The 15,833-nt window shown below is 59.1% G+C and carries 14 protein-coding genes and 1 pseudogene; 9 read left to right on the top strand and 6 right to left on the bottom strand.

Going from position 1 to position 15,833, the window contains the following annotated elements; translation table 11 throughout:
- Together ACP151_RS15830 and ACP151_RS15825 are read left to right on the top strand one after the other, a co-directional pair.
- Nucleotides 1–167 (top strand): annotated as a pseudogene (locus ACP151_RS15830) (IS30 family transposase); the annotation flags it as partial.
- A 1,098-nt stretch (nucleotides 168–1,265) separates the two neighbouring features.
- Complete coding sequence (locus ACP151_RS15825) at nucleotides 1,266–3,095, top strand: UDP-N-acetylglucosamine-peptide N-acetylglucosaminyltransferase (protein ID WP_424979869.1); 1,830 nt, start codon at nucleotides 1,266–1,268, stop codon at nucleotides 3,093–3,095.
- Between the two features lie 81 nt (nucleotides 3,096–3,176).
- Here ACP151_RS15825 and ACP151_RS15820 read toward each other — a convergent pair whose 3' ends face one another.
- From ACP151_RS15820 to ACP151_RS15810, 3 genes are all read right to left on the bottom strand, one after another.
- On the bottom strand, nucleotides 3,177–3,779 hold the full coding sequence (locus ACP151_RS15820; protein WP_424979868.1) for a L,D-transpeptidase: 603 nt from the start codon (nucleotides 3,777–3,779) through the stop codon (nucleotides 3,177–3,179).
- 149 nt (nucleotides 3,780–3,928) lie between these two features.
- Nucleotides 3,929–4,963, bottom strand: coding sequence for a fatty acid desaturase (locus ACP151_RS15815; protein WP_424979867.1), 1,035 nt, complete (start codon nucleotides 4,961–4,963; stop codon nucleotides 3,929–3,931).
- 483 nt (nucleotides 4,964–5,446) lie between these two features.
- Entirely contained in the window at nucleotides 5,447–6,946 is a 1,500-nt protein-coding gene (locus ACP151_RS15810; RefSeq protein WP_424979866.1) for a CoA-acylating methylmalonate-semialdehyde dehydrogenase, read from the bottom strand.
- Between the two features lie 137 nt (nucleotides 6,947–7,083).
- Here ACP151_RS15810 and ACP151_RS15805 point away from each other — a divergent pair, with 137 nt between their 5' ends.
- The 3 genes from ACP151_RS15805 (at nucleotide 7,084) to coaD (ending at nucleotide 9,087) form a co-directional block, all read left to right on the top strand.
- Nucleotides 7,084–7,980 (top strand): LysR family transcriptional regulator, encoded by an 897-nt coding sequence (locus ACP151_RS15805; protein ID WP_424979865.1) that lies wholly within the window; start codon nucleotides 7,084–7,086, stop codon nucleotides 7,978–7,980.
- 54 nt (nucleotides 7,981–8,034) lie between these two features.
- A complete protein-coding gene (locus ACP151_RS15800) occupies nucleotides 8,035–8,472 on the top strand; it encodes a CBS domain-containing protein (RefSeq protein ID WP_424979864.1) in 438 nt (145 codons plus the stop codon).
- 114 nt (nucleotides 8,473–8,586) lie between these two features.
- Complete coding sequence (coaD, locus tag ACP151_RS15795) at nucleotides 8,587–9,087, top strand: pantetheine-phosphate adenylyltransferase (RefSeq protein WP_424979863.1); 501 nt, start codon at nucleotides 8,587–8,589, stop codon at nucleotides 9,085–9,087.
- Nucleotides 9,088–9,256: 169 nt separating this feature from the next.
- Here the strand turns inward: coaD and ACP151_RS15790 are convergent, their stop codons facing one another.
- Nucleotides 9,257–9,400 (bottom strand): hypothetical protein, encoded by a 144-nt coding sequence (locus ACP151_RS15790; protein ID WP_424979862.1) that lies wholly within the window; start codon nucleotides 9,398–9,400, stop codon nucleotides 9,257–9,259.
- Between the two features lie 75 nt (nucleotides 9,401–9,475).
- On the bottom strand, nucleotides 9,476–10,477 hold the full coding sequence (gap, locus tag ACP151_RS15785) for a type I glyceraldehyde-3-phosphate dehydrogenase (RefSeq protein ID WP_424979861.1): 1,002 nt from the start codon (nucleotides 10,475–10,477) through the stop codon (nucleotides 9,476–9,478).
- A gap of 244 nt (nucleotides 10,478–10,721) precedes the next feature.
- Between gap and ACP151_RS15780 the strand changes: the two genes are divergently transcribed.
- Entirely contained in the window at nucleotides 10,722–11,693 is a 972-nt protein-coding gene (locus tag ACP151_RS15780; protein WP_424979860.1) for a DUF808 domain-containing protein, read from the top strand.
- Nucleotides 11,694–11,795: 102 nt separating this feature from the next.
- Nucleotides 11,796–12,191, top strand: coding sequence for a hypothetical protein (locus ACP151_RS15775; protein ID WP_424979859.1), 396 nt, complete (start codon nucleotides 11,796–11,798; stop codon nucleotides 12,189–12,191).
- A gap of 98 nt (nucleotides 12,192–12,289) precedes the next feature.
- Here the strand turns inward: ACP151_RS15775 and tkt are convergent, their stop codons facing one another.
- Nucleotides 12,290–14,311 (bottom strand): transketolase, encoded by a 2,022-nt coding sequence (gene tkt, locus ACP151_RS15770; protein ID WP_424979858.1) that lies wholly within the window; start codon nucleotides 14,309–14,311, stop codon nucleotides 12,290–12,292.
- Nucleotides 14,312–14,554: 243 nt separating this feature from the next.
- Here tkt and ACP151_RS15765 point away from each other — a divergent pair, with 243 nt between their 5' ends.
- Nucleotides 14,555–15,406, top strand: coding sequence for a colicin transporter (locus ACP151_RS15765; protein ID WP_424979857.1), 852 nt, complete (start codon nucleotides 14,555–14,557; stop codon nucleotides 15,404–15,406).
- Entirely contained in the window at nucleotides 15,406–15,801 is a 396-nt protein-coding gene (locus ACP151_RS15760) for a cell division protein ZapA (protein ID WP_424979856.1), read from the top strand. Before ACP151_RS15765 ends, ACP151_RS15760 begins: the two co-directional genes overlap by 1 nt.
- The last annotated feature ends 32 nt before the right edge of the window (nucleotides 15,802–15,833 follow it).

Raw genomic sequence — 15,833 nt, 5'->3', positions numbered from 1 at the left:
CTCGCAAGCGCGACATTAGGACGATCACAGACGAGGACATGAAGGTGATCTGTGATCGGCTCAACAATACGCCTCGCAAGTGCCTTGGATGGAAGACGCCCGCTGAAGTCTTCCGTGAAAAGATGATAGAGAAAATGCGCCGATCACCCTACCCTCAACGCCAATAGGAGTCACACTTCAAGTATCGCTCACAACGGCCATGGGGCAGGGCGTCGGTACATTGTGGGAATCGGCGCCCTGTTCAAATGGAATAAAAAGTTGCACAATGGCTACCAGAGCGGCCGAAAATTGGCAACGCCGGGTCTTACTCCACCTTGTATACCAGTCATTGGTAGACAAAGGCTGGCGAGAATTTGCAAATAGTGAGTAAAAACAAAGACTTGACGTTTTGGACGCTCGCATAAGTCTAAAACGCCAGATCTTGCCCGAAACCGTGAAAGAGCGTGCGGACATTCGGCGCCTTCTGTTAACCAGAAGGACACGTGCGCTGAAGAAGGCCAAAGGGCAGCAGAATGCCTAAGCAGGTCCCGGTTCGCGAACACGCCGCCAGAGCACTCTGGGAGCTGGACGGCCACCCGCCAAACGCAAAGATGGACGGCTCTGCCTTGTAGGTGTCTTACCTGCCGGAGGTCGACGCGGTGTTGCGTGCGGCCCTGGGTTATGAGGCATTGTCGGCGATCATAGAGGCGGAGAAGGACGGGCTGGATCGGCCGCGCCAATGAAGCACCAGACATTGCCAGGACCCTGAAAATCCGTTTCAAGTTCGAAACGCCTCTTTCAGCCCCTGTTTTTATATAAGCCATTGTTTTTGCGACAGGTATTTCATTCTAGAAAGCGTCCGCCGATTTTTAGTGCCTGTTTCAAGTTCGGAGACGTGATTTTCATCGGCTTCCTGCGTCGGCCTTCGCGTTTAATCCCTGTTTTATAGGGCTTTCAGGGGCGTTTGAGAGTTTGCAACGGGAAGTGTCCCAGATTTGCCTTCAGGCGCCGTATCGGCCATTTTGCCGGTTACTGAAAGACAAACGCTCCGGGCCTGTCCTCAGCCTCAAACCTTCCTGAAAGCCCTTTTTTATATGCGGCCATCCGGGTTCTTCCGGCTTCATCCGGCCTCTTCCGGTTACTGCAATATCAAGTGTCTCCTAACAGCCGCACCCGATGCTGTCTGCGGGTCAGGAGAAAATTAACAAACTTCAGCGAAACTCCGGATCAAACACGTCATGCGCAGGTTAAACCTACCAAAACGCATTCCAAAAGGAGCAGGCTCAGTGTCAAATACCGGGGCTCAGCATTTTCTGGCATCTTCCAACCCTCTAAATCGGGACGAGGCCAAGCAGGAGTTTGCCAGCGCCATCGATGCAAGTGCCCGTGCGGATTTTGCCGCGTCGGTAAAGCACGGAATGACCAAGCAGCTTAATGTGACGCCGCAGCAGCAGGCCTCTGCCTTGCTGGCCAAGGCTAGGAAAATTGCCCTGAAGCGTAAATACGCTGATGCGGAGTATCTTCTGCGCCAGGCCTTGGAACTGGATGACAGGAACAGGCTGATCTACGCGGCGCTCGGCGAAGTCTTGGAGATGATGAACAAGCCCGAAAAGGCCATTCTTGCGCATATCGATGCGCTGCGCCTGGATCCGTCGAATTCCAAAAGCCTGTCATATATCGGCAGTTATCTTATGCGCCTCAATCAGGACGAGGAGGCGATAAATTACCTTGATACTGCGGTCAAAATCGACCCGGATAACGCAACGGCACTCGTCAGGCTCATCTACCTGCGCCGCCGCAACTGTGATTGGACTGAGCTTGCTTGGCGTGACAAGAAAGAACAGCTATCCAAGCAGACGAGCATCGCGATTGATCCCTTTGCGCTTTTGTCGCTGGACGATGATCCTGCTCTGCAAAAAAAGGCGTCTCAGAAGGTCGCTGCATTGCATAATACAAGTCACGAAGAAGTGGAGTTTGAACGGCCACGGGCAGAGGGCCGAAAGACTCGGATAGGATATTTCTCCAACGACTTTTTTGATCACGCCACAATGTTCCTGATGGGGCGCCAGCTGGAGCTGCATGACCGAAGCAGGTTTGAAATTTACGTGTATGATTATGGCAGCGTTAACACGCAGGATGGTCGGCAGCGGGCTGAAGATGCGGCGGATGTTTACCGCCAGGTTGCGGACAAGCAAAACGACGAAATCGCAGCGATCGCCCGACAGGACGGGCTGGATATCGCGATTGACCTGAAAGGCTATACCAAGGGGAACCGGGTAAATATCTTCAACAGCCGGATGGCGCCCGTGCAGGTTACCTATCTCGGCTATCCTGGCACAACCGGGGTTGGGCAGATGGACTATATGGTTGCGGATCCGGTGACGGTCCCGGAAAGGTACCGCAGACACTATTCCGAAAAAATCCTCTATATGCCGGATTGTTATCAGCCGAATGATGACAGGCGGGTTGCCAGCCCGGACCGCCCGTCCCGCACGGAAGTCGGTCTGCCGGAGGACGCCTTTGTCTTTTGCTCCTTCAACAGCGCCTATAAGGTCTCGCCGGATGAATTCGACATTTGGATGAAGCTTCTGAAGCTGGTTCCTGGCAGTGTGCTTTGGTTCCTTGCGACGCGGGAAGAGGCCAAGACGAACATCCTGAAAGAAGCCAAGAAGCGCGGCGTGGCTGAAGAGCAAATTGTGTTTGCCGGGTTTGCCGATCGGGCCGATCACTTGGCGCGACTGCCGCTTGCAGATGTGTTTCTGGATACGTTCAACTACAACGCCCACACTACCGCAAGTGAAGCACTTTGGAGCGGTGTGCCGGTTATATCAAAGCCTGGCAAGCAGTTTGCAGCGCGGGTGGCGGCCAGCCTGTTACACACGGTCAGCCTGGAAGAACTCGCCGTTTCCACGCCGCAGCAATATCAGGCTTTGGCGCTGAAACTGGCCCGCGACCCGGAGTATCTGGCGGATGTGAAGGCGCGGGTGAAGCAGGGGATTGAAACTGGCCCCCTGTATGACACCGAAAGATTCACCCGCAATTTTGAAGCGCTGATGGAAAAGACACTGGAACGGTTCAATGCCGGGCTGAAGCCGGACCACATCAGTCTGACCTGACAGTCTTGCCTCGGAAACGGAACAGGCGCGGGGGGCTCCGCGCCTTTTCTGTTTCCAGTCACCTAAGCTGGGATGCGCAGGTCAGAGCAGTCTCACCTGGGTGCCGATCTGCACCAGCTCATACAGCTCTTCGACGTGCTGGTTGTATAGCCCAATGCAACCAGAAGAGCTTTGTCGTCCGATCTTGCGGGTGTCATGGGTGCCATGCACCAGATAGGCGGGCCAGTCCAGGTACATCGCACGGGTGCCCAGCGGGTTGTTCCTGGCGCCACCTTCGACACGCACCGGCAGCGTCGGGTCCCGTTCCCGCATTGAGGCGGTTGGCGTCCAGCTGGGGTTTTCGCGTTTGCGTACAACTTTGCTGTAACCGCGTCTGGTCAGGTCTTCGGTCATAGGAACCGAAGATGGGAACAGACGGTAGGTTTCGCCGTCCGCGCCCCAATAATGCAACGCGCGAGAGCTGATGTCTGCCAGCAGGCAGCCAGCGCCCAGGGTCTCAAAATGATCCTGCCAGTTCTGCTGGGAGAAGGCGGATGTATTGCGCTGCACCGGCACTTCATCACGGATCGCCGGTTCGTTCTGCGGAAAGGCGTCGGTGGATTGCGCGCGCAGCAGCGCCGGGGCTGTCAGAGCGGCGCCAAGCCCAACAAGGGTTGCGCGGCGGGTGATGCGGAAATTGGTCATGCTGCTTCTGCCCTGCTGCTTTTGAACTCTGCTGCAAGATAGTCGCTATGTCAGGAATTCATAGGGCCGGCACAGCGCAAATTCCACGCCTCACAGGCTTGTGTTGGCCTGGGCGGCGGAACATTGCCGCCCAGAGTGCCCGGAACAGGTCAGGCAGGCAGGTTGCGTGCCTGGGCAAAGGACAGCAGGCGCTTGCTGTCCTCATCCCACAGATGCAGCCGTGCATTGGCCAGGCTTTCGCGGATCGTCATCCGGTTGCCTTCAGCCAGTTCTGCATGGTCGCGCAGCACTTCGGGCAGGCGGTAAAACGGGATACGGCTGTAAAGATGGTGCACATGGTGAATGCCGATATTGGCGCTGAGCCATTGCAGCACTGGCGGCAGAACGTAATGGGAGCTGCCGTGCAGAGCGGCGTCATGCAGCTGCCAGTCCTCTTCCTGCTCCCATTGGGTGGTTTCGAACTGGTGCTGCACATAAAACAACCACAGGCCGGCAGTGGCGGCAATCAGCGTGGCAGGCAGGAAAATCAGCAGCAGCGGCATCAGCCCGCCGAAATACCAAATCAGCCCCAATGCGCCCAGGATTGACGCATTGGTGCCCATGGCGCTGATCCAATAGCGAAACTGGTCTGTCAGGCCGAAGGGAATCCGGTTTTGCAGAAAGAACAAATAGCCGGGGCCAATGGCGAACAAGGTCACAGGATGGCGGTAGAGGCGATAGACCAGACGGTCCCAGCGGCTGGCAGCGCGGTATTCGGCGACAGTCATGGTATGGATGTCGCCCATGCCGCGCTTGCCCAGGTTGCCATGGGTGCTGTGGTGAATCGAATGGGTGCGGCGCCAGACGTCGTAGGGCGTGAGTGTCAGCACGCCGATAATGCGGCCCGTCCAGTCACTGACATGACGATTGGCAAAAAACGACCCGTGTCCACAATCGTGCTGGATGGTGAACAGGCGCAACAGAAAGGCAGCAATCAACACCGAAAGGGCCAGCGTCAGCCAGTAGCTGACCGACAGCGACCACCATGCCAGTGCCCAGAGCAGTAGAAAAGGTACAACCGTTACCGCCAGCTCGAAACTGCTGCGCAGAGGGCTGGGGTCGCGGTATTGGGCCAGGATCTTGACCCAGTCGCGGGCGGTTTTCGCAGCCGCCAGCGGCTGGTCCGGTTCATCTGTCTTGCTCATACGCCTGCCGTTTGTCTGTCTGTTAATGACCGGATAGACGACTTACGCCGTGGAACAAGTAAAAAATTTACTGCCGACCCCTCATTTCCTCCGATTTTCCTGCGGCATTGCAGGAACGCCATTGTTTTTGGCGTAATGACGCAGCTGTCCTGCGGAAATTGCTGCAGGGCAGGTGTTGCGGTCTGAGATCCTGCCGTCAGCCGCGAGTCACAGACCGCGGGCTTTTTCAGCTGCCTGGATTTGGAAGGAGGCTTTGCCTTCAGCGTTGTGTTTTTGGGCGCGGTCGCCGTTACGCCGCACTGTCAGACAGCGATTGTGGCCGCCGTCTTTGGGCATTGAAACGCAGAATTGCGAGCTGTTGCGGGGGCAGGTCTATGCCCATCTTCTGGGGGGCATGAATGTGGCGGGGCGGCTGTTGGAAGGCCCACAAACGCCAAAAGGCCCCGGAAGATCTGGGGCCTTTTCTTGTTATATAACCGTTGGTTAGTCCATGGCTTTGAAGTTAAACTCGCCGCCTTCCTTGATGCCTGAGGGCCAGCGGGAGGTCACGGTTTTGGTGCGGGTGTAGAACTTGAAGCTATCAGGGCCGTGCTGGTTCAGGTCACCGAACATGGATTTCTTCCAGCCACCAAAAGTGTGATAGGCCAGCGGCACCGGGATCGGCACGTTGATGCCAACCATGCCGATGTTCACGCGGCTTGCGAAATCGCGAGCAGTATCGCCGTCCCGGGTAAAGATCGCGGTGCCGTTGCCGTACTCATGGTCCATCGCCAGCTTCAAAGCTTCCTCGTAAGTGCCTGCGCGCACTGTCGAAAGAACCGGGCCGAAGATTTCCTGCTTGTAGATTTCCATGTCGGTGGTGACATGGTCGAACAGGTGAGCACCAACAAAGAAACCGTCCTCGTAGCCCTGCAGTTTGAAGTCGCGGTTGTCGACCACCAATTTGGCGCCTTGATCAACACCGGACTGGATCAGACCCAGAATGCGCTCTTTGGCGGCTGCGGTGACAACCGGGCCCAGATCAACATCATTGCCGGCGGTATAGGGGCCGACCTTCAGTTTCTCGATACGCGGGATCAGCTTTTCGATCAGCTTGTCGGCGGTTTCCTCGCCGACCGGAACGGCAACCGAGATCGCCATGCAGCGTTCGCCTGCCGCGCCGAAGCCGGCACCGACCAGCGCGTCGGCAGCCTGGTCCAGGTCGGCATCGGGCATCACGATCATGTGGTTCTTGGCGCCGCCGAAGCACTGGGCGCGCTTGCCGTTGGCGGTGGCGCGGGAATAGATGTACTGCGCAATCGGGGTGGAGCCCACAAAGGACACGCCCTGGATGATTTCGCTGTCCAGAATGGTATCCACGGCTTCCTTGTCGCCGTTCACCACCTGGAAAACGCCATCGGGCAGGCCGGCCTCGATGAACAGTTCCGCCAGCATCAGCGGCACGGAAGGGTCGCGCTCGGAGGGTTTCAGAACCACGGCGTTGCCGCAGGCCAGCGCCGGGCCGACGTGCCACAGCGGCATCATCGCAGGGAAGTTGAAGGGCATGATCGAACCGACAACGCCCAGCGGCTGGCGCATGGAATGCATGTCGATGCCGGGGCCAGCGCTGTCGGTGAATTCACCCTTCAGCATCTGCGGCGCACCGATGCAGTATTCGATCACTTCCAGGCCACGCTGCAGGTCGCCCTTGGCGTCCGGGATGGTCTTGCCGTGCTCGCGGCTCAGCGCCTCTGCCAGCTTGTCCATGTCGCGGTTCATCAGACCGACCATCGCCATCATCACACGGGCGCGTTTCTGCGGGTTGGTGGCGCCCCATGCAGGCTGCGCGGCGGCGGCTTTTTCGATCGCATCGGTGGTTTCCGCAGCGCTGGCCATCGGGCACTGATACTGCACCTCACCGGTTGCGGGATTGAAAACATCGTCAAAACGGCCCGAGGTGCCGGAGACCAGTTTGCCGTTAATAAAATGGCCGAGTTCTTTCATCGGATCCTCCTGTGTTCATCTTGGGTCTATCGTAGGCTTGCAAAAAACATCGGAAAAGAGGAAACATTTCAAAGAGGCTTTGCAGGAACGCAAAAGGTTAACGTGGCGTTAACAGAATAAACGGAGGACCCGGGCCGATGGATCCGCAGTGGGATGATATGAAAGTGTTTTTGGCGGTGGCACGGGAGGCGAGCCTGTCGGGAGCTGGCCGTGTGCTCAAGATGGACCCCGCCACTGTTGGCCGCCGGATCGCCCGGTTCGAGGCGGCGCTGGAAACGCCGCTGTTCGTGAAATCCCCGCAGGGCTATGCGCTCAGCGCGGCCGGCGACCGGTTGCTGGTCCATGCCGAAGCTGCAGAACAGGCGATGCGGGCAGGGGCGGAAGCACTGAGCGGGCCAAGCGACACCATGTCCGGCCAGATCCGCATCGGTGCGCCAGACGGTAGCGCGAATTACATTCTGCCCCAGGTCTGCGCGCAGATTGCAGAAGCCAATCCGGACCTCGATATCCAGATCGTTGCGCTGCCGCGGGTGATCAACCTCAGCCGCCGTGAAGCGGATATGGCGGTTACGGTCAGTGCGCCAACGGCCGGCAAATTGCTGGTGCAAAAGATTTGTGATTACAGGCTGCATCTGGTTGCCTCGCGTCATTATCTGAAGGACCGGCCGCCGATCGAAAGGCTGGAGGACCTGAAGGGCCATAAGATGATCGGCTATATCCCCGACATGATCTTTGACAAGGAACTGGATTATCTGAACGACATCGGTGTCGAACGGGTGGCGCTGGCCTCCAATTCTGTGTCGGTACAGATCAAGATGGCGGCACAGGGCACCGCGATCTGTGTGGCGCATGATTTCAGCCTGCCGGCCCACCGGATGCTGCGCAAGATCCTGACCGATAAGGTGAGCCTGACCCGCAGTTTCCATCTGGTGCGCCATCAGGGTGACCAGCGCAGCGAGCGGCTGAACCGTTTTGCCCAAGCTTTGTCCAAGGGGATCCGCGACGAGGTGGCCCGGCTGGAAGCCTTGACTTAAAGCTGTGTTGCGGCACAGTTATTTGTAATGCATTTTTTCCCGGAGGAGCCCAGAGTGCTTGTTCAAGAGATTTTAAAGTCAAAGGCCGGAACGGGTGTTGTCACCGTTGCACTGCATGCGAGCCTCGCTGAAGCTGCAAAAGTTTTAGCGGACAACCGTTTTGGCACCGTGGTGGTCTCTGCTGATGGCGAATACCCGGACGGTATCTTGTCGGAGCGTGACATCGTGCGAGAGCTTGCCAAGGCCGGGGCTGCCTGTCTTGAGGAGCCGGTCAGCGGTTACATGACCAAAGAGCTGGTCACCTGCACCAGCCAGTCCAACGTCGCGGAAGTTCTGAAGCAGATGACCGAAGGCCGGTTCCGGCATATGCCGGTTGTAGAAATCGACGGAAAGCTTGTCGGGATTATTACCCTGGGCGATGCTGTCAAGGCGCAGCTGGCCCAGGTTGCGATGGAAAAAGACGCGCTGCAGGATATGATCATGGGCCACTGAGCCCACGTGGGTCACACGGCCGCAGGCGCGATTTACGCAATTCTGCCCTCTTGCATCCGCGGCGGCAAATATGTTTGCGTGTGCAGAAATTACTGACAAGGCAGGAGGCCGCCCATGCGCGTTGGTCTGTATCCCGGCACTTTTGACCCGATCACCATCGGGCATATCGACATCATCCGCCGCGCCAGCGCGCTGGTGGACAAACTGGTGATCGGCGTCGCCATCAACCGCGACAAAGGTCCGTTGTTCACACTGGAAGAGCGGGTCGAGATGATCGAGGCGGAATGCGCCAAGCTGAGCCGGGAAACCGGAACAGAGATCATCGCGCATCCGTTCGAGAATCTGCTGATCGACTGCGCCCGCGATGTCGGCGCCCAGATCATCGTGCGCGGCCTGCGTGCTGTTGCCGATTTCGAGTATGAGTTTCAGATGGTCGGGATGAACCGGGCGCTGGACAGTTCGGTTGAGACAGTCTTTCTGATGGCGGAAGCGCGGCATCAGGCGATTGCCTCGAAACTGGTCAAGGAAATCGCCCGGCTTGACGGCGACGTGTCGAAATTCGTCACCCCGCTGGTCAAGGACAGGCTGCTGGAGCGTCTGGGCAAGACCAGCTGAACTGGCGTGGCGCCCCCTGCTGAGCGCCGCGCGCTCGTCAGGCTGACACGGGGGGAGGGGCGCTGCCCCTCTTGGCCGCAGGCCAATTCACCCCGGGGTATTTTGCACCAGAAAGAAGAAAATCCGGAATTGATGGCCCCGAAATCGTCGGCGGGTGGCAGATGGGCGATCAGCGCCAGAAGGCGATCCAGTCGATCAGGGCAAAAAATTTCTTGCCGAGAAAGATCATATGCTGGTCGCCGAACAGGGCGATGTCAAAAACAGTGGCCGCGATCAAGAACAGCCCGAGGTAGATGGCAATCCGGTTGGTCATGAAAGCTCCGCCGCAAATGAAAACGCCCGCCCAGATAACCTGAGCGGGCGCGAAGTCTCAAGGGGGAGTGGGCGTTTAGCCCAGTTTGCCCATGGCGACGGCGACATCGGCCATGCGCACCGAGAAACCCCATTCGTTGTCATACCAGGCCAGCACGCGCACCATACGGTCCTCGACCACGCGGGTCTGGTCCGGCGCGAAGACCGAGCTTTCCGGGGAGTGGTTGAAGTCGGTGGAGACCAGCGGCGCCGGCTCATAGCCCAGAACACCCTTCATCGGGCCTTCAGCGGCTTCCTGAACGGCGGCGTTGATCTGCTCAGCGGTCACGTCACGGCCGGCGCGGAAGGTCAGGTCCACGGCGGAGACATTCGGGGTCGGCACGCGGATGGCGGAACCGTCCAGGCGACCTTTCAGGTTCGGCAGCACTTCACCCAGCGCCTTGGCAGCGCCGGTCGAGGTCGGGATCATCGACATGGCGGCAGCGCGGGCACGGTACAGGTCCTTGTGGCGGCGATCCAGAGTCGGCTGGTCGCCGGTGTAGGCGTGGATGGTGGTCATGATGCCATGTTCGATGCCAAAGGCCTCATCCAGCACTTTGGCCAGCGGCGCCAGGCAGTTGGTGGTGCAGGAGCCGTTGGAGATCATGGTGTCGCCGGCTTCCAGCTGGTCGTCGTTGACGCCGTAAACGATGGTTTTGTCGACGTTCTTGCCGGGGGCGGACAGCAGCACTTTCCTTGCACCACGCTCCAGATGCGCCTTGGCTTTTTCGCCGTCGTTGAATTTGCCGGTGCATTCCAGAACCACGTCGCAGCCCGACCAGTCCAGTTCAGCCATGTCGTAGGTCGAGAACATCTGCATGTCGCCGCGGCCCAGGTTCATGGTGCCGTCGCCGAGGGTGACCTCGCCGGGGAAACGGCCATGCACGGAGTCGTATTTGATCAGATGCGCGGCTGTGTCCAGCGGGCCGGTGGCGTTCACCTTGATCACTTCGATGTCGTCGCGGCCCGAGGCGGCAATGTGCGACAGGGTGCAGCGGCCGATGCGGCCAAAACCGTTGATCCCGACTTTGATGGTCATGAGTACGTCTCCAAGCGAGCAAAACCTTTGGCGCCATATAGACCGGGGCGGATGTGGTCTAAAGGGGTAAAAGCGGCATTAAATGAAACTGTTAGCGCAAAATGCGCACGGTGGCGCTAACGGTTTTCGCCGGTGGCGGTAACGGAATTTTACGACCCGCAGGCGGTGGCGCTAACGCTTGTGCTGCGGCGCGGAAGCAGGCAGATTGGCCCGCAAAACGCGGACAGGATTTGAGGGATTTGGCATGAGCGGTTTACTGGCGCTTCTGGATGATGTGGCAGGAATTGCCAAGGTTGCAGCGGCCTCGGTCGACGATGTGGCAGCGGCTGCGGGCAAGGCCGGGGCCAAGACCGCAGGGGTGATCATTGACGATGCGGCGGTGACGCCCAAGTATCTGCAGGGTTTTGCCCCTGCGCGCGAGCTGCCGATCATCTGGCGTATCACCCGCGGGTCACTATTCAACAAGCTGATCCTGTTGATGCCGGTTGCCATGCTGCTGGCCAATTTTGCGCCTTGGCTGATTACGCCCTTACTGATGCTGGGCGGATCATACCTGTGTTTTGAAGGCGCCGAGAAAGTCTTTCACGTGCTGTTTCCGCATGCGAGCCACGAGATTGAGCAGGACATGAGCGTCAAAGATCCTGGCCATCTGGAGGAACAGAAGATCAAGGGCGCGATCAAGACCGATTTCATCCTGTCGGCTGAGATCATGACCATTGCGCTGGCCGCCATTGAGGCGCCGAATGTCTGGATGCAGGCGGCGACGCTAGCGGTGGTGGCCATTGGCGTGACGGTTGCGGTCTATGGCTCGGTCGCGGTGATTGTGAAGATGGACGACGTAGGCCTGTATCTGGCAGGCAATGCACCGACGCCTGTGGGGCGTGGGCTGGGGCGCGGGTTGGTCAAGTTCATGCCAGTGCTGATGTGGATCCTGTCCGTGGTCGGTACAGCCGCGATGCTGTGGGTCGGCGGCTCCATCGTTATTCACGGGCTGGAGGTGCTGGGCTTTGGCTGGCTGGGCCATCTGATCCACGACTGGGCCTATGCCGTGGGCCACGCAGTGCCTGCCGCCTGGGAGGGCTTTGCCGAGTGGACCGCCAAGGCTGCGATGGACGGGGTATTTGGTGTGGCCTGGGGGTTGGTGCTGATCCCTCTGGCAACCAAGGTGATCGGGCCGGTGATTGCAGTTGTGTCCGGCAAGTCTTCAGGCATCTGAGAGTTTGTCTGTCCGGCTGGACCAATGCCCACTCCGAGACCATGTTGACCCTGATTTTACAACTGTCAGAGTTATTGATGAACTGAAAACGAGCCGTCTACCATGAAGTTTCTAAGAAACTACCAGATTCTCAGAGCCCAACGGCTAGCCGTGAAGGGCGACTTCATCAGGGCAAAGAATATCGCCAGCACCCTCATCTCGAAATTTCCGAGATCGGTAGGCTACAACTTGTTTGCTGCTGACATTGATTTGTTCTCTGGAGACACCAAAAGTGCATTGGAGCGCTATGAACGGTGCAAAGAGTTTGTGAAATCGAGCACTGAGATGTCATCTCGCAACAAGCGTTTTTATAACGCCTACATTAATTTCCGCCAGACTGCTATCGACCACCACTTGGCAGGGCAAGAATGGTTAAAATGGAGCGAATTCGCGAAGCTCGTGAACGGACTGGATGCAGATAGGAGTATCAAAAACCTTTTTTGGCTCCCGACCAAATAGTCAGTAGCGCATGGTCAGGATAGACCGCACAATTTCTATTCAAGAATTGAAAGGGGCGCCCAATTGGGCGCCCTTCGTTCTATTTTTCATTGGCCAAGTCAGCCCAGCAGTTCTTTCACCTTCGCTACTGTGCCCTCAGCCGTAATGCCGAAGCGCTCGAACAGCTCGCCTGCCGGGGCAGAGGCGCCGAAGCGGTCCATGCCGACGAATGCAGCCTTTTTCTCCTGGCCGCGCTCGCCCAAGAGCCAGCGGTCCCAGCCGCCGTCGCGCACGGCTGCTTCGATGCCGACACGCACCGGGCCTGCGGGCAGGACCTTGCGGCGGTAGGCCTCGTCCTGCGCAGCAAACAGCTCCATGCAGGGCATGGAGACGACGCGGGTGCCGATGCCTTCGGCTTCCAGCTTGGCCTTGGCCTCCATTGCGATGGAGACCTCGGAACCGGTGGCGATCAGGATCACCTGGCGCTTGTTTTCGGCCTCGGCCAGCACATAGGCGCCTTTTTCGACCATGTTGGTCAGCTTGTGCTCAGTCCGGACGGTCGGCAGGTTCTGTCGGGTCAGGGTCATCACCGACGGGGTGTCCTTGGAGGTGAGGGCAATTTCCCAGGCCTCGGCGGTTTCCACGGTGTCGGCGGGGCGGAACACATAGGTGTTCGGGGTGGCGCGACAGATTGCCAGATGTTCCACCGGCTGGTGGGTGGGGCCATCTTCGCCAACGCCGATCGAGTCGTGGGTCATCACAAACACGGTCGGGATTTTCGACAGCGCGGCCAGACGCATCGCCGGGCGGGCATAATCGGTGAAGCAGAAGAAGGTGCCGCCGTAAGCGCGCACGCCGCCGTGCAGCACCATGCCGTTCATCGCGGCAGCCATGCCGTGCTCGCGGATGCCCCAATAGACATAGCGGCCCTTGCGGTTGTCGGTGTCAAAGACGCCCAGATCGCCGGTCTTGGTGTTGTTGGAGCCGGTGAGATCGGCCGAGCCGCCCACGGTTTCCGGCATCAAGGGGTTGATGACGGCCAGCGCCATTTCCGAGGATTTGCGGGTTGCGACTTTGGGCTGCTCTTCGCTTACCTGCTTTTTCAGCACCTTGATGGCGGCCGACAGTTTCTTGGGCGCATCCAATGCATAGGCGCGGTTGAAACGGTCCTGCTTTTGCGACGACAGCTCGGCAAAGCGGGCCTCCCAGGCGGCGCGTTCCGTCTGGCCGCGAGCACCGATTTCTTCCCATTGGGATTTGATCTCTGCCGGAACCTCAAAGGCGCCGCCGGTCCAGCCATAGGCGTCTTTGGCTGCCTGCAGCTGGTCTGCATCGGTCAGCGCGCCGTGGCCCTTGGAGGTGTCCTGTGCGGCGTGGCCCAGGGCGATATGGGTTTTGCAGGCGATCATCGACGGCTTCTTCGACTTCTTCGCCGCCACGATGGCCTCGTCAATCGCAACCGGGTCGTGGCCGTCGATTTCGATCACCTGCCAGCCGGAAGCCTTGAAGCGCTGCACCTGATTGGTGCGGTCGCTGAGTTCAACGGTGCCGTCGATGGTGATGTTGTTGTTGTCCCAGAAGACAATCAGCTTGCCCAGCTGGTGGCGGCCGGCAAGACCGATGGCCTCTTGGCTGATGCCTTCCATCAGGCAGCCGTCGCCGGCGATGACATAGGTGTGGTGATCCACAACCTTCTTGCCGTAATGGGCGCGCTGCATTTCCTCTGCCATGGCAAAGCCGACAGCGTTGGAAATCCCCTGGCCCAGCGGGCCGGTGGTGGTTTCCACTGCATCCAGCAGGAAGTTTTCCGGGTGGCCAGCGGTCAGCGCGCCGGACTGGCGGAAGTTCTTGATCTGCTCCAGCGTGACCTGTTTGTCGCCGGCAAGGTACAGCAGCGCATAGATCAGCATCGAGCCATGGCCCGCCGACAGGATAAACCGGTCGCGGTCCGGCCACTGCGGGTTGGCAGCGTCAAACTTCAGGTGCTTTTCAAACAGCACGGTGGCGACATCGGCCATGCCGATCGGCATGCCGGTATGGCCGGAATTGGCGGCGGCAACGGCGTCCAGCGCCAGCGCACGGATGGCGGCGGCTTTGTTCCAATGTTCGGGATTGGCGGTGCGCAGGGCTGTCAGGTCCACTTGGATTGTCCTTTGGCGTTAACAGGCATTTGCTGCGCTCAATAGCAGCGATGAGCCAAAGATCAAGCATGCTTGCGCCTATGCGGTGCATTCTGCGCGAAGTAAGCGCGGCAAGTGGTTGAAACGCAAAGGGGGGTGTTTTATTCCTGTTGAGGAAGAACTGGCCCATGACAGCTGCACCCACGCGATTCGGGTGTGTGCAGCAATGAAAATGGAACGGCCGGGTACGGGTGAGGGACGGGCATGAACCAGATTGAAGAACTGCAAGGCCGCATCCAGGCCGCGCTGGAACGCATCAGCGCGGGGTCCGCTGCGCTGCAAGACGCACGCACAGCGGACAAGGCCAGGGCAGAAGAGGCCATCGCCGAGGCCGCGCAAGCATCTGAGGCCGCCGCAGCCGGTGCCGCCAATGCAGAGCTTGAGCAGGCGCTGGACGAGGAAAAGACCGCCAACGCCCAGCTGGAAGAGCGGGTGAAAACACTGCGCGCCCGGCTGCAGGAGGCGGAAAGCAACGCAGGCAGCGGCGGATCGGCCAGCAATGAAGACGTGGCGGCAATGGAAGCCGAGCTTCAGCTTCTGCGCAACGAGGCAGGCGATCCGGCTGAGAAAGAAGCTCTGCGGTCTGAAGTCTCACGCTTGAAGGGCGAATTGGAAGCGACAGCCAATACGGCAGCCAGCGACAAGGACGCCCTGGAAGCCGAGCTGAACGAAGCCAAAACGGCCAATGACGCCCTGAGGGCGCAGCTGGAAGACGCCCAGAACGCGAATTCCGCCCCGGCAGAAGAACAACTGCCTGCCGCGGCGGACATGAGCGCCGAACTGGAACGCCAGAACGAAGCTCTGGTGCGGCTTGACGGCGAGCTGCAGCAGCTGCGCCAGGCCAATGAGGAGCTGCGCGCTTCCAATGCGTCCTTGCGTGAAGCCAATGCCCAGGGTCTGGGCGACGCCGGGCTGATCAACACCGCCATGGAGGCAGAGATCGAAGGTCTGCGCGCCGCGCAAGCCAGCGATCAGGCACAGGTCAACGCAGTGCTGGCCAAACTGGAGCCGCTCTTGGCGAATGCCCACAACCTGCCTGAAGGAGAGGAAGTCTAATGCCCGAGGTGACAATTCATATCGGTGGCCGTGGCTTTGAGGTCTCCTGCCAGGAGGGCGAAGAAAGCTATCTGCATTCCGCCGCAAAAATGCTGGATGACGAGGCGCAGGTGTTGTCGGATCAGATCGGGCGGATGCCGGAAGCGCGGATGCTGCTGATGGCCGGGCTGATGCTGGCAGACAAAACCGCCGCCGTTGAGGACCGAAACAAGGAAATTGAGGCTGAACTGGCCGAACGCATACAGGAACTGGAAGCGCTGAAGGCGGCGCCCGCCCCGGAGCCGGAGCGTATCGAGATCCCGGTTGTGCCGCCGCAGGTGAATGAAAGCCTGGCCGAACTGGCCGCCCGCACCGAGGCGCTGGCTCAGGAAATCGAAGAACAGGCCGCAGGCTGAGCGGATGGCCGGGGCCGGAACCCGTTGCGAAA

This window comes from Leisingera sp. S232 (assembly GCF_049800895.1).
In the GTDB taxonomy this organism is placed as follows: domain Bacteria; phylum Pseudomonadota; class Alphaproteobacteria; order Rhodobacterales; family Rhodobacteraceae; genus Leisingera.
This window is presented reverse-complemented; position numbering and strand designations above follow the sequence as displayed.

Excerpts from the sequence above, each read along its gene's own strand:
- ACP151_RS15810 (WP_424979866.1), bottom strand. The coding sequence starts at position 6,946 with ATGAAAGAACTCGGCCATTTTATTAACGGCAAACTGGTCTCCGGCACC.
- coaD (WP_424979863.1), top strand. The coding sequence starts at position 8,587 with ATGCGCGTTGGTCTGTATCCCGGCACTTTTGACCCGATCACCATCGGG.
- ACP151_RS15760 (WP_424979856.1), top strand. The coding sequence starts at position 15,406 with ATGCCCGAGGTGACAATTCATATCGGTGGCCGTGGCTTTGAGGTCTCC.
- ACP151_RS15820 (WP_424979868.1), bottom strand. The coding sequence starts at position 3,779 with ATGACCAATTTCCGCATCACCCGCCGCGCAACCCTTGTTGGGCTTGGC.
- ACP151_RS15790 (WP_424979862.1), bottom strand. The coding sequence starts at position 9,400 with ATGACCAACCGGATTGCCATCTACCTCGGGCTGTTCTTGATCGCGGCC.
- ACP151_RS15775 (WP_424979859.1), top strand. The coding sequence starts at position 11,796 with ATGAAGTTTCTAAGAAACTACCAGATTCTCAGAGCCCAACGGCTAGCC.
- ACP151_RS15765 (WP_424979857.1), top strand. The coding sequence starts at position 14,555 with ATGAACCAGATTGAAGAACTGCAAGGCCGCATCCAGGCCGCGCTGGAA.
- ACP151_RS15805 (WP_424979865.1), top strand. The coding sequence starts at position 7,084 with ATGGATCCGCAGTGGGATGATATGAAAGTGTTTTTGGCGGTGGCACGG.
- ACP151_RS15780 (WP_424979860.1), top strand. The coding sequence starts at position 10,722 with ATGAGCGGTTTACTGGCGCTTCTGGATGATGTGGCAGGAATTGCCAAG.
- ACP151_RS15815 (WP_424979867.1), bottom strand. The coding sequence starts at position 4,963 with ATGAGCAAGACAGATGAACCGGACCAGCCGCTGGCGGCTGCGAAAACC.
- gap (WP_424979861.1), bottom strand. The coding sequence starts at position 10,477 with ATGACCATCAAAGTCGGGATCAACGGTTTTGGCCGCATCGGCCGCTGC.